Consider the following 13840-nt stretch of genomic DNA (forward strand, 5'->3'; position numbering starts at 1 on the left):
GGGGGTTGCTTGCTTCTAAACGATGGGGTAACGCGCAGCAGATACGCTACTTTTTCAGGGATTTGTGGGAGATTGAGAACGCTGAGCCAGAGCTTTGCTGAGGAAAGTTTTCGACTGAGATATTGGCAACGCTGCCTAATTCCAGACCTTCGGTAGGCAGCTCAAAATCTTCTGAATCGGGAGAATCTGCGATCGCAGTCAGCCCAAATTCGGCAGCTTCATCAGCACCTCTAGAGATCACGCGTGACTGAGGAGCGTAATCAATCGAAGCTGCCGGGACGAACGATTCGGGATAAGCGATTTCACGGTTGGATAGATGAGCAGAAGCGATCGCATCAGGGACAGAATGACCCAAACTTTGATGACCCAAACTTTGAGAGCTATGAGACTGCATCGCGTCTGCCTGAATCATTTCATTGAAGATATGCCACAAAATGCGGGTGGATTCTTCGATCGACAATCCAGATCTCGATAGCAAAATATCCTGACAGACTTCCCGGAATTCAGTGTTTTCTGGCATGACCAGAATCTCATGCTCCACACAAATCTTCGACAGCATCAGAGCCGATCGCAGTCCAGAGGCTTTTTCGTTGCCTGTGCCTGTCCGAAAAGCTTTGACCAGACGGATGATCATTAACGCACTTTCGCGATCGATTTGGGTTTTGTGAACCGCAATTTCCTGTTGCGTCAGCTCGTCGGGTTCCGGCATATTGATCGTGACGAGGCGATCGAGCAGCGCATCTTGAGTAGCATGAACGCCGCAGTATTCTTCAGGATTCGACGTGAAAACTGCCCTGAAGTGAGGACTGACGCGAACATATTCACTGCGGTTATTGTTGGGCGGCAGCGCCAAGAGCTTTTCTTCTAAAGCTGACAGCAGAACGTTGTTTACCTCTGGACGAGAGCGGTTGAACTCGTCGTAGACCAGCGTAAAGCCTTCTCGACAGGCAAGCGTCAGCCGAGAATCTACCCAATGCTGGCGCATTTCATCTTCCACTTTGACGACGCTGTGAATGTAGTTATCCACAACCTTTTTGCGCGTATAGCCCGTCTGATTGCCAATCAAGTCAGAGGTTTTGAACTCGTCATCACCAAAAATCAGCATGATCGGACGAGCCATCAGATCGGCAAGGTGCAGCGCAAGCGTCGTTTTTCCAGTTCCGGCTGCGCCCCGCAGATGCACGGAATAGCCTGACTGCAAATAGCGAAAGGCGCGCAGAGCAACGCGCTCAACGGCTGGAGTGGATACAAATTGGCGGGGGCTGGTTTTGAGAACGGTAGTCACAAACAGACTTCCTTATGGACGAAGAGGATAGGGGTGAAAAGCGAAACTATCTAAAATCCACTGCTTTGAAGACGATCGCTCTGCAACAAATAGAGCCGATTGCGCTGAATGACTAAGCCTTGTTTGATCAGCGATCGCAGGGTGTCAACTGCCTGAAAGCGACTGATGCCCAGCGCAGTTTCAATGTCAGTTAGACGTGCGCCCTGAGTTTGCTCAATGTGACAATAAATCTGCTGTTCCAATGGCGATAGACCTGCTGGAACGGGAGCGATTAGCAAAGATATTGCAGGTGCTTCGTGACTAACAGACTTAAGGGAAATTGCGGATGCCACAGCTGGCTTGACCGGAGCAACTGGCTTAAACATCACGGCTGCTGAATTAGTCCCTGGCTTAGTCGCTAGACGAGTCGCTGAGCTGGTCGCTGGACTAACCACTGGACTAACCACTGGACTGGTCACTAGGTTAGTTATTTTTGGAGAACTTTTAGGCAGGGCGATCGGCTCAGAGGATTTCTTCGTGCTCACATCACTGCGGCTATCACTATGGATATCACTGCGGGTATCACTGATTTCGCCCCAAACTGATTGACGCACCTCAGCATAAACAGCACGTAGTTCTGCCCGAAACTCTCCTAGCTGCTGAAACATCGCCTCAGTTTCGGCAAGACGGCGATCGCGGCATTCCTGCAGCTCTTGACGGATTTGCTGCGATCGAACCTGACGGGTTTGTGCCAGATCAGTTAGATAAACCTGAACTTCAAAATGCAGCACTTCCACATAGTTGCTGAGTTCCTGCATCATCTCCATCTGGTTCTGAATTCGAACCTGCCGGTGGGATTGCAGCTTGTCCTGAGTTTCGGTGCGCAAAAGCTGAATTTGCTGCTGTAGACTTTTTCGGAGCAGCGCTGTGGAATTAATCAGACTGGCATGGAACTCGCCCAATTCCTGAAAGATCTGCTGAGCCATCAAGGTGCGATCGGCCGTCTGCATAGACAGCAATTCTGCCGTCTGCTGCCGGAGAAGCTGGGTAGAGCGGCAGAGCTGTTGGGTAAGCTGCATGGCTTGCTCCTGACGCTGGGTGCTGGCTTGCGAAAGAAAGTCTTGGGTCTCTTGCTGAAGCTGCACCTGAAATTGCTGTAGGGTTTGTCGCAAGGCGATCGCCCTCTCTTGTCGCGCTTGCTGAAAGCGATCGAGCTGAGTGCGAACCTGCTGTTGCCGTTGGGCTAAAGTCTGTTGGCGCTGCTGGCGCTGCTGTTGCCAGGAGACTTGAAGAGAAGTTACGGGAGACATGGCAGAGAGGATAGGTGAGTCGTGTTGCAAATCTGCTGTTTATTTTTTGAAAGGTGCAAACACCTTTCAAAAAATAAACAACAACTCTAAATCCGGGACTTGACCAGACTTGATGACGTGACCTACGCAGCGGGTACGGCGGCTTGAGTGGTCAAACCCACTGCTTCGGCATACTTCAAGTAGGTTTCAACAGAGGCAATGACTACCCGAGCTTCGATCGACAGTAGTTCAATACCGACCAAAGACACACGAACCCAAGCATCAACCACGATACCCTTATCGAGGATGCGATCGACAACTTCAGCCAGACTAGAAGAGGAGTTAACTTTTTCAACAGCCATGATAAATTCCTGGGAGTTTAGTTTGTAATGGATAAAAAACGCTAAATGTTCTGCTTTCCTAATGAGGAAAAGATTCAGAAGATGCGAGCTACATGATCAGAATAAGAACTTTCAAAAGCAAAAGGTGCTGACGTAAACGCTGAACATTTATCAATTTGGGATAAAGCACCTGTGCGAAAGTCCGAATTTTTACTGAGTCTAAGCCACATTCCGATCAGCAGAACCCTCTACAGAAGCGATCGTTAAATTGCCCTTTGGAGCTATCTAACTTCACTTATTCTGTAGATAAACCCATCTTTCCCAGCCCTGTTCAATTGCTAACGCTGGCAATACAAAGAGTTATTAATAACCAATTTAAATTGGTATAGCAACCGCCAAGGCGGTTAGGACTGGGACATATTTGGTGGGGCGTTGAGCGCCCCACCAAATATGTCCCAAACAAAGTGGCGACAGCTATATGAGATGTGAGTGAATCTCAATTCAATCGCCAATAAAAAACCCTTAGTGCAATCGGGCGATCGGCACTAAAGGTTTTACAGCGCTGGTAGCGGTATTTAGGTAAGGACTACCCACAGCGCTTTGCGATTGGTTAAATGTAATTTATGCAATTGAAAATTGCTGTAACTTCAATTTAAATTATCGTTACCGTTAACCCCTTTGATCGAGCAACGCTTGATGAGCCGCCACAAAATCATCGGCAGTGATACGGATAGCGCTAGGGTCAGTCATGCCCTGAGCGCGGTAACGACGCACCGCTTGTAGAGCAGCCTGATTACTGAGCAGTGCCAAGTCAGCGCCGTTCCAGCCTTCTGTCTGAGCCGCCCAATAGAGCAGATCGACCTCAGTTAGAGGACGATCGCCATTGTGCACCTGCAAAATTGCCAGACGACTAGCTTCGTCGGGTAAGTCTACCTTGAGCTGCAAATCGAGCCGCCCCGATCGCAGCAGCGCCGGATCAAGAGCATCGGGGCGGTTGGTTGCCGCAACTAGCAAGACGTTAGCACAGCCGTGCAGCCCGTCCAGCTCGGTCAAGAGCTGCCCGACAACGCGATCGCTCACTCCAGAATCGCCCTGGAAGCTGCCCCGTACAGGTGCAAGGCTATCAATCTCATCCATAAATACGACGCAGGGAGCAGACTGTCTAGCTTTGGCAAAAAGTTCACGTACCGCCTGTTCTGCTGCTCCCACCCATTTGCTGAGCAGCTCTGGGCCGTTGACGGCAATGAAATTGGCATGTGCCTGAGAGGCGATCGCCTTTGCCAGCAGCGTTTTGCCTGTTCCAGGCGCGCCCCAGAGCAAGATACCACGCGGCGCTTTGGCTCCCGTCTGGCGATATAGCTCAGGATAGAGCAAAGCCCCTTCCACAGATTCTTGCAGGATTTGCTTGATCGCATCCAGTCCGCCAATGTCGCTCCAGGCAATGTTGGGAGACTCAATCTCAAGCGATCGCAGTACCGAAGGCTTGACTTCCCGAATCGCCTGAAGAAAATCTGCCTGGGTGACGGTCATCGTTTCTGGATGGGCGGCTTGCAGGTCGGGCACCTGGCGACGCAACGCTGTGTAGGCAGCTTTTTGACAGACGGCTTTGAGATCAGCGCCCACCATGCCCACCGCCAGATCGGCGATTGCCCCCAAATCCACCGTGCTATCGGTCGGCATCTGGCGAGTCTGAATGTTGAGAATTTCTAGCCTACCGTTGCGATCGGGCACGCGAAACTGCACCTCGCGATCGAACCGACCAGGACGACGCAAAGCAGGATCGAGGTGATCAGGACGATTCGTAGCCGCCAAAACAATTACGCCCTTGGTTTTGGCGAAACCATCCATCAGGCTCAGCAACTGGGCCACAACCCGCTTCTCAACTTCGCCTTCTACCTTGGCGCGATCGGGGGCAAGGCTATCAATTTCATCAATGAAGACAATGCAAGGAGCGGCTTTTGTAGCTTTCTCAAATACGCTCCGCAAACGCGATTCTGCCTCGCCGTAGTATTTGCCCATGATTTCTGGGCCGACGATCGCAATGTAGTTTACACCCAGCTCTTCAGCCAGCGTCCGGGCGGTCAGAGTCTTGCCTGTTCCAGGCGCACCCACCATCAACACGCCTCGCGGTGGTTCTAGACCGAGCTTGGTAAGCAGTTGGGGGTGCTTGAGAGGAATTTCAACCAGCTCTCGCAGCTCGTTTAGCACCCCTGATAAGCCACCTACTTCCCTAGAAAATGACCCCACGCTGTCATCCATATCCTCAGAGGAGGGTGGCGAGACGATAATACTATCATCAACAGGAGCACCAGGAGGGCGGCTGATGTTGGGATGAGCGCCAGGAGGGCGGCTGATAGTGCTGCGGGGGATATTGCCCTGTCGGGGAATATTGCTTGTCCGAGCGTTGACTTGAAAATCTGACCAAAACTCTCCCCGCTCGACCTTCTCGTCTATGGTGGAAAGAAACTCCACAAATTCTTCAAATCCCTTAAATAAATCACTCATATAATCTGGCATACTATTCCGATCTCGTTCGATCGCGTGGTAGTCCATCCAGTCTAGACGCTAGAACTCTAGGTTGGGGAAGGCGAGTGTATGCCAACAGATGAGTCGATCAGGGGTAAATTGTAGATTTGTCAGGGAATTGTGACGTAGATTTGACATCTAAGCTCTAATCAGTATCAAAAAATACAGAAATAATCTATATTAAACGCGCTTTCCAAGCATTATAGCTAGGTCAGCTAAGGCCCCTTACTTGGGAAGATCTAATCATGAAAAATTTAAGCAGTTCCCAATAGGAAGTTTATGCTGAGCTAGAACAGACGCTCCAGACATTAGCAGCATGACTGCAAATGTCAAAATTGAGGCAGTGATCAGGCTATTGACTATAGCTGTCGCCAGTTTGCTTAGGACATTTAGGGTGGGGCGCTTCGCGCCCCACCCTAAATGTCCCCGTCCTAACCGCCTTGGCGGTTACCATAATATTGATTAGCATTAAATTGGCAGCTGACCTGACTTCATTACACCCAGCGTACTGAAAAGGGATGACTGAGTTATCACAACAAGATACAGTTTTGATTCTCCTGATGGAATTTAATTCCAGGCTGGAGCGCCGAGTTGAAATGAAGCGCACGAAGGATCGGTTCAGGCAACTTTCATAAAATAGACCGCCTAAAATTGACACTCAACGCAGGTCAAGGATCTTATAGGACTTACGCAAGCCCTCTAGCTGTAGTGCATTTTTGTTATGTGTGGTGGGCTGCGCCCACCACACATAACAAAAATGCGTAAGTCCTGTCTTAATCTAAATCACAACCACAACATTCAGAGCTTCAACACCTTAAGCTCTAACCATTGTGGCTGAATGTGAAGGGAGCGCTAATGTCTGGCTCAGAGAGATGAGATTTGCGATCGCTAGAAGCAGGCAAAATAGGAATTTCAATGCAAAATTCTGTTCCCTGCTCTGGTTCCGATCGGCAGGTCAAGGTTCCACCATGCCTGTCTACCACAATTTGATAGCTGATATAAAGCCCTAATCCTGTGCCTTTACCGATCGGCTTTGTGGTGAAGAACGGATCAAATAATCTTGTCCGAACGTCTTCGGGCATACCGCCTGCATTGTCTGCAATGCGGATGATCACGCGAGAATCCCTTTTTTCCGTTTGAATCTGGATGGTCGGAGTTGCAGAATGGGGATAGCGTGTCACATCCGCCGATGTCTTATCTGCCGATGTCGCAGCCAGCGATCGACGACCAACGCCCATCTCCAGAGCATCGATCGCATTCGACAAGATATTCATGAACACCTGGTTAAGCTGCCCTGCATAGCATTCCACTGAGGGCAGCGCCCCATAGCTTTTGCACACCACAATGCTCGGAAGCTCTGACTTAGACTTCAGGCGATCGCGCAATATCATCAGCGTACTGTCGATGCCCTCATGAATATCAACAGGCTTCATATCGGACTCATCATGACGGGAAAAGTTGCGCAGCGATCGGACAATCTGCCGAATGCGATCGGCACCCATCTTCAGCGATTGCAGTAATTTGGGCAGATCTTCTGCGACAAAGGGCAGATCGATTCGCTCAGTCTCGGCTTGAATTTCGGCAACTGGATCGGGATAATGCTGCTGATAGAGGTCAATGAGCGCCAGCAAATCTTGGATGTATTGCTCTGCGGGAAAGATATTGCCGTGGATGAAATTGACAGGGTTATTGATCTCGTGGGCAACTCCCGCGACGAGCTGACCCAAACTCGACATTTTCTCGGTTTGCACGAGCTGAGCCTGGGTTTGCTGTAGCTCTCGTAAGGTTTGCTCTAGGGTTTGGGTTTGCTGCCGCGATCGCGCTTCCGATTGGCGTAGGGCATCTTCCGTAGTCTTGATGGCTGTAATGTTGTGAAAAACAGCCACGCCTCCCCGCAAGCTGCCGTTTTCTCCACGAATGGGGCGTGCTGTTACCCGCAGCCAGATGCCTTCTGTGCCCTGTGCTTCTAGGATAGGGCAAACATACATTTCAGTGGCATCGACAGACTCTCCGCGAATGGCTCGAATGAGCGGCAAATCTGCAATCGCATAGGGCGTGATCCGATCAGGCTGGAGTAACGATTCTAGAGGCTCTTCTCGCCCCTCACTTTGGAGCAAGACATGGCGATCGCCCAAAATTTGCTCTGCCGCCGGATTGACAAACAGCAGTTTGCTCTGCTGATCAGCCACGATTACCCCTTCTCCCATACTGTCTAAAATAGACTTCAAGACCTGTAGGGCAGCCTCAGAGTGGGCGAGCTGTTGGGCGTGTTGTTGAACAGTTTCCATCGCTTTTTCAAGCCTGTCAGACTGTTCAATCGTTTCCCGCTCATAAACCTCCAAGAGCTGTTCCAAAGCGGCGACCTGCGCTTTGAGCTGCTCAACTTTGATGCTTAGCCCTCTCTGATTCACCTGGATCTTTCCTGGGTTTGTCTATTTCGCATAACTCTGAATGGGCAAGGTCAAGATTCAAAACAAACATAACCCAAGTTTGCTCTGTTTTCGACCCAGCTCATCGAGTCACTTCCTAAAAATAGTGCCCCGATCGAACGGCAATACCGCCATTTTGGTATTGAGAGCCAAAGTTTTAAACATATCAGCCGTATTTCTGGAGATAGGCACTTTTGAAAACAGAATGACGGCAATGATATTACCCGACGGCAGCATACCGCCAAACCCTAGCACCGACTGAATGCCGCAAGGAATCACAAACTCTTGTTGAGCGGGCACATAAGGACTGGCGATCGCCGCTGGCACATGGAACACATTAAAGGTTTTTTGTTCCAAATCTACTAGCAGCTCAGGGTCGGGCGACAGAACGCTGCTTGTTTCTAAGCCAAACTGTTTGATGAGCTGAGAAATCATCGGCGACTGTGCCACAATCTGCTCGCTGGCCAAGGGAATCACCTGATGCCCTTCTGATGCGTAACGAGAATTCCACGCTGGCTGATCTCCCACCGTTGCCAGGAGCGTCAGACACTTAAGAACATCGCTGGGCTGATCTGGCGATGCGGCAGTCAGATGCTGTTGCAAACTCGCCTCTAGCTCCCCATAGAGATGGGTCTTGAAGAAGCGAACCAGTGCAAAGGCAGGGCGATCGGTCTGCTCATCAACAAACTGCTCATAGAGATAGCGAACTATGCGATCGCTCACTTCTTCCATGCTGTCTGCTCCAGAACCGAGCTTCCGCAGATCGGCTCCACACTCGGTCATATTTTTGAGCGTAAACTTAGTCAGGTCATACATAAAAGTTGCGTCCCATGCAGTGGAGTTGCAGACAGGTAAGTTCACACGTTTAATGGAGTGGAATTCTAATCTGAAATTCGGTGCCTTGAGTGAGTGCTGAGATACATTTCAAGGAACCATGATGCTTGTCCACCACAATCTGATAGCTGATATATAGCCCTAACCCTGTGCCTTTGCCAATAGGCTTAGTTGTAAAAAACGGCTCAAACAAGTGTTCTAGAACAGACTCTCTAATGCCAGCGCCATTATCACAGATACGAATCAGAACTGCGGTAGGGCTATTAATATTGCCTTTATTAATATTATCTGTAGCCTGCTCTAGAGAAGTTGTAATAGTGATTGTGGGAGAATCGCAGACAGAGGTAGCCGTCGCATCTTCTAGCGCCTCAATGGCATTGCTGAGAATATTCATAAATACCTGATTGAGCTGACCTGCATAGCATTCGACAGGGGGCAGTATGCCATATTCCTTAATAACTTGAATGGCTGAACCCTGAGACTTGCCGTGAGACTTGCCCTTGAGGCGAGACTGTAAAATCAAAAGCGTACTGTCGATGCCATCATGCAGATTAACAGGTTTCTTTTCGGCCTCATCAAGGCGTGAAAAATTGCGGAGAGATAAAACAATTTGTCGAATGCGATCGGCTCCTAACTGCAAAGATTGCAGCAGACAGGGTAAGTCTTGCCTAAGAAACTCTAGATCGATCGCCGCAATCATATTTTCGATCTCTGAGCTAGGCAACGGATAATGACGCTGATATAGGTTTAGCAGCAGGAGCAGATCCTCAATGTATCGCTCTGCGGGAGGGATATTGCCATGAATAAAGTTCACGGGGTTGTTAATCTCATGGGCAATTCCCGCCACCATCTGCCCCAAGCTAGACATCTTCTCAGTTTGAACCAGATGGGCTTGAGCATGCTGAAGCTCGCGCAGCGTTTTTTGGAGCTGCTGGGATTGTCTTGTAGAAGCAGCTTCAGAGCGTCGCAATGCCTGCTCAGATTCAGCTAGCTTTTGAGCATGAACCTGTAGATCTGCAATTGCCTTTTCCAGGCGATTTGATTTTTCGATCGTTTCCTGTTCATGGGTTGCTAAAAGCTGCTCTAGAAGAGCAACCTTTGCCTGAAGACACTCAATCTCTCGACCGCTGTTGTTGCGTCCAGGTCTGCCGTTCAGTGGGGAGATGTTCATAGGAAATATTCACGGGATCATTTTGTGGCGCGATAGTGGGCATCAGCGCGGGAACTATAGCAATAAGGGCTAAAACGGCAGCTCTTAAAGAATCAACAGCGTACCTTATAGATCAATATGGCTGACTCTGTTGAGGTTCTTAACTGTTGATTTACCGATAAACCTAAGCTGTGTAGCGGATTCCAGCTCCGTAAATTTCCGGAGCGATCGCCCAACCTAGCCTTTTGTCCCTTCCATCTGCTCCTTCAGCAAGCCCCTTCAGTAAGCCCATTTAGTGAGCCAATTTTATGAATCACTTTGATCCTCTGCGTTTAGCTCTGTTTAGCGGCAAAGGAGGCGTAGGCAAAACCACCCTGTCCTGTGGATTTGCGCGTAGATGGGCGCAACGCTTTCCCACAGAGCAAGTTTTGCTGCTGTCCACCGACCCGGCGCATTCGCTAGGCGATGTCTTGCAGATAGCTGTAGGAGATGTGCCCCAGGCAATGTCGGATCTGCCTAACCTCCAGGTGCGATCGCTTGATGCCCAGGCGCTACTACAAGCCTTCAAAGCCGACTACGGCAAGGTATTAGAGATTTTGGTAGAGCGAGGCAGCTTTGTGGAGGGTGAAGACCTCAGCCCTATTTGGGATCTGAGCTGGCCGGGTCTGGATGAGCTAATGGGGATTCTAGAAATTCAGCGGCTGTTGCGGGAGCAGGTTGCCGATCGCGTCGTGGTGGACATGGCTCCTAGCGGACATACGCTCAACCTATTTGGCTTGATGGACTTTCTGGACGGCTTTCTGGGAGCGCTAGATTTATTCCAAGAAAAGCATCGAGTCATGACGCAGCGCTTTGCCGGATCTTATGTTGCCGATGAAAGCGATCGCTTCCTTACGGAGATGAAGGCAGATCTCGCCTCTGGACGGCAGCTCCTGCAAGACCCCGTGCGAACCGCCTGTTGCGTCGTGGCAATTCCAGAGCCGATGAGCTATTTGGAAACTCGGCGATTTATTGATGCCCTTCATACGCTTCAGATTCCGGTGGGTGGACTGTTTGTGAATCATATTCACCTCGATCGCGCTACTCCAGAACAGCAGGAGCTATTGGCTAAGTTTGAGGCGATTCAGTTTGAGGGGATTCAGGACGACCTTCAGCCCGTCCTCGGCGTGCCCCAGCAGCCGCAAGAGCCTGTAGGATTCGCGGCGATCGATTCTCTGATGTCCCAGATTCAGCCTGCCTCTGCGTTCCGGCTGACTCCTGCGATCGCTGCCCCATTTGCCCTACCCACAAAGCTGCTACCCAGCTTGCCCAATTTCCTGACCGAAGGACGACGGCTGATTCTCGTAGGCGGCAAAGGGGGCGTGGGCAAAACTACCGTGGCCGGGGCGATCGCGTGGCATTTGGCGGCAGCCCATCCCGACAAAAACATTCGCGTCATTTCCATCGATCCAGCGCACTCTCTGGGGGATGCCTTGGGAATGTCGCTTACCCATCAGCCGACACAGATTTCGACCAATCTCAGCGCCCAAGAGATAGACGCAAAGCAGGTTTTAGAGCAGTTTCGAGAAGACTACCTCTGGGAGTTGGCGGCGATGATGAGCGGCGATACGGGCGATGAGTCGCTGCAAATTGCCTACACGCCCCAGGCATGGCGGCAAATCGTGGCTCAGGCGCTTCCCGGCATTGACGAGATGCTGTCACTCATTAAGGTCATGGAGCTGCTAGAGCAAGGAAAACAAGATTTAATTGTTTTAGACACCGCACCCACCGGACATTTGCTACGGTTTCTGGAAATGCCCACCGCTCTGGCTGACTGGCTTTCCTGGATCTTCAAGCTCTGGATTAAATATCAAGATTCAGTCGGGCGCACCGAACTCATGGGGCGGCTCCGCACCCTGCGTCAGCGCGTCATGCAGACCCAGAAAAAACTGAAAGATGCTAACCATACTGAGTTTATTGGCGTGCTGCAAGCACAGACGGCGATCGTTGCCGAAGCTGAGCGCCTGACGCAATCCCTTGCCGATTTAGGCGTAAGTCAGCGTTATATCGTGCATAATCGATTTGAGCCGCACCAGACGCTGCCAGCATTTCCGGCACAGACGATCGTTCGTTTGCCGCAGATGCCCAGAGGAGAGAAATCCCTGACGCTAGTTGAAGGTGCGGCAGAGCTGCTGTTTTAAAGTGCTGTTTTGAAGTCAGATCGATCGCCCCTTGAGTCTCAGTAAGCCGCAATCCGATACTCTCGCTTCCACTCCTGAACACTGGCAGGGACAGCTCCAGCTAGAGTTTAGCCACTTAGGTAAAACAGGCGGTGAAACAGGTTCAGGTGAAACCCTACTCAGCCACAGCCACATGCAGGCTCCCCTGAAGGTGCAGCGACCGTTTTACCCAGAAGGGCGCGAAGTCTGCCATACCGTGATGCTGCACACCGCAGGGGGAATGGTGGGGGGCGATCGCCTCTCTCTCAACATTCGCCTCCATCCTCAAGCCCTTGCCTTGGTGACAACCGCCTCAGCCGCCAAAGTGTATCGCAGCAGCGGTGCAACAGCTCAGCAAACGACCCAGATTCACTTAGCCGCCGGATCGAGCCTGGAATGGTTTCCGCAGGAGACAATTGTCTTTGATGGCGCAATCTACCGTCAGGATTTACGCGTTGAGCTAGAGGCAAACGCCATCTGGACAGGATGGGAGATCACGCGATTGGGGCGCACGGCACGGGGCGAGAAATTCTCGACAGGCGAATGGCGATCGCGCACAGAAGTCTGGCAGCAGGGGCGACTGCTGTGGATTGACCCACAATATTTGACAGGCGGGGGCGAAATGCTAGACAGCTCCCACGGTTTGGCGGGCTACCCGGTCATCGGCAGTTTTGCTTTTATCGGACAAATCGTTGATCCAGAACTGGTGACAAAAGCGCGATCGCTCTTCCCGTCCTCTCCGTCCTCTAACAGCCAAGCCGGAGCCACGCGCCTCATGTCGGGCTTGCTCTGCCGCTACCGAGGCAATTCCACCACCGAAGTCCGCCACTGGTTCACGCAAGTCTGGCACCTGCTGCGTCCGGTTTATGCAGGGCGATCGGGCTGTGTGCCGCGCGTCTGGCAGGTTTAAATGTGTATCGTCAACGTGGAGCCATAGCAAGAAATCTCCGTACCCCGTCAACCATCATTATTCCGTCTTCTCCAATGGATTAGATGGCAGGTTCGACAAGACTTGCATGAATTGAGAAACATACTCAATATGCTCAAAAACTTCATCCCTGACCCGAGCACCGATCGCATAGTACCGAAGCTTTGCAAAAAAAGTGGCAAAAGAAAGCTCTGGACATAATGCAATTACTGATCTCATGAAGGAGACAAGATCAACAAAAATAACATTGACGCTTCTCGCAAGCAAAACAGTTTTCGCAACCTGCTCAAGAGATGAGCCGATGCATATTCCATTGACTCCAATAACAAATGTGATTGAATTCAAGCCGTACTGACTGGCTTTGAAAGCAGCATGGTCAACATCCTGCTCATTGAACTGCTTATCTTTAACCTCGAATACCACAAAAATCTTACCGTTCTTCTTGATGTCTATATCTGCTACTTCATTGGAAGAAGCACCACTCTGATTGACCGGATGAACAATAACCTCAAAACCTTCAAACTGATCAAAATACATAGATAGGACAGCCCCTGCTACAATTGCAGCAACCTGCCCCTCAATCGATCTAATGACAAATGCATCAATAAATTCAATGGCTTTTAAGTGTGAGCCTGCTGATTCTGAAAGTTGAGGAATAACCCCACTTCGAGCAATTTGTCTTTTAATAGCATACCGCACAGCAGCACAGAGACCATTAAAAGCCTGTGTAGACGTTTCCACCTCGGACAGAACCTTATGCAAGATAAGTAAAAGCTCTCTATCTCTACCAGCCCTCACTGCATTTGATGGAGATATCGTTGGAAAGCCAGGGCTATTTCATTCTAGTTAAGTGCTTGATAGGGTAGTTATGTCATCTCTCC

The 13840-nt window shown here is 50.5% G+C and carries 10 protein-coding genes; 2 read left to right on the plus strand and 8 right to left on the minus strand.

The features are described 5' to 3' along the window. Positions 1-46: 46 nt before the first annotated feature. From gvpN to AC5JMP_RS14580, 7 genes are all read right to left on the minus strand, one after another. Positions 47-1285 carry a gas vesicle protein GvpN gene (gene gvpN, locus AC5JMP_RS14550; protein WP_495852206.1) on the minus strand — a complete coding sequence of 413 codons (1239 nt, stop codon included), beginning with the start codon at positions 1283-1285 and terminating at the stop codon, positions 47-49. Between the two features lie 50 nt (positions 1286-1335). After that, a complete protein-coding gene (locus tag AC5JMP_RS14555) occupies positions 1336-2574 on the minus strand; it encodes a hypothetical protein (protein ID WP_495852207.1) in 1239 nt (412 codons plus the stop codon). A 122-nt stretch (positions 2575-2696) separates the two neighbouring features. After that, a complete protein-coding gene (gvpA, locus tag AC5JMP_RS14560; protein WP_495852208.1) occupies positions 2697-2915 on the minus strand; it encodes a gas vesicle structural protein GvpA in 219 nt (72 codons plus the stop codon). A 648-nt stretch (positions 2916-3563) separates the two neighbouring features. Continuing rightward, the gene (locus AC5JMP_RS14565; RefSeq protein ID WP_495852215.1) at positions 3564-5399 is read right to left on the minus strand and encodes an AAA family ATPase; all 1836 of its coding nucleotides are present in this window, start codon (positions 5397-5399) and stop codon (positions 3564-3566) included. Between the two features lie 842 nt (positions 5400-6241). After that, complete coding sequence (locus tag AC5JMP_RS14570) at positions 6242-7831, minus strand: ATP-binding protein (RefSeq protein ID WP_495852209.1); 1590 nt, start codon at positions 7829-7831, stop codon at positions 6242-6244. Between the two features lie 108 nt (positions 7832-7939). Then, a complete protein-coding gene (locus AC5JMP_RS14575) occupies positions 7940-8665 on the minus strand; it encodes a hypothetical protein (RefSeq protein ID WP_495852210.1) in 726 nt (241 codons plus the stop codon). A gap of 49 nt (positions 8666-8714) precedes the next feature. Beyond that, positions 8715-9854, minus strand: a complete 1140-nt coding sequence (locus AC5JMP_RS14580) for a sensor histidine kinase (protein ID WP_495852211.1) — start codon at positions 9852-9854, stop codon at positions 8715-8717. Between the two features lie 287 nt (positions 9855-10141). Here AC5JMP_RS14580 and AC5JMP_RS14585 point away from each other — a divergent pair, with 287 nt between their 5' ends. Both AC5JMP_RS14585 and AC5JMP_RS14590 read left to right on the plus strand, forming a co-directional pair. After that, positions 10142-12013 (plus strand): ArsA family ATPase, encoded by a 1872-nt coding sequence (locus tag AC5JMP_RS14585; RefSeq protein ID WP_495852212.1) that lies wholly within the window; start codon positions 10142-10144, stop codon positions 12011-12013. A gap of 31 nt (positions 12014-12044) precedes the next feature. After that, positions 12045-12941, plus strand: a complete 897-nt coding sequence (locus AC5JMP_RS14590) for an urease accessory protein UreD (RefSeq protein ID WP_495852213.1) — start codon at positions 12045-12047, stop codon at positions 12939-12941. A gap of 57 nt (positions 12942-12998) precedes the next feature. On the opposite strand, the gene AC5JMP_RS14595 is transcribed toward AC5JMP_RS14590, so the two are convergent. Then, a complete protein-coding gene (locus AC5JMP_RS14595) occupies positions 12999-13700 on the minus strand; it encodes a hypothetical protein (protein ID WP_495852214.1) in 702 nt (233 codons plus the stop codon). Positions 13701-13840 lie beyond the last annotated feature (140 nt).

The sequence above is a fragment of the Drouetiella sp. genome (genome assembly GCF_059504425.1).

Excerpts from the sequence above, each read along its gene's own strand:
- AC5JMP_RS14555 (WP_495852207.1), bottom strand. The coding sequence starts at position 2,574 with ATGTCTCCCGTAACTTCTCTTCAAGTCTCCTGGCAACAGCAGCGCCAG.
- AC5JMP_RS14565 (WP_495852215.1), bottom strand. The coding sequence starts at position 5,399 with ATGAGTGATTTATTTAAGGGATTTGAAGAATTTGTGGAGTTTCTTTCC.
- AC5JMP_RS14575 (WP_495852210.1), bottom strand. The coding sequence starts at position 8,665 with ATGTATGACCTGACTAAGTTTACGCTCAAAAATATGACCGAGTGTGGA.
- gvpA (WP_495852208.1), bottom strand. The coding sequence starts at position 2,915 with ATGGCTGTTGAAAAAGTTAACTCCTCTTCTAGTCTGGCTGAAGTTGTC.
- AC5JMP_RS14580 (WP_495852211.1), bottom strand. The coding sequence starts at position 9,854 with ATGAACATCTCCCCACTGAACGGCAGACCTGGACGCAACAACAGCGGT.
- AC5JMP_RS14585 (WP_495852212.1), top strand. The coding sequence starts at position 10,142 with ATGAATCACTTTGATCCTCTGCGTTTAGCTCTGTTTAGCGGCAAAGGA.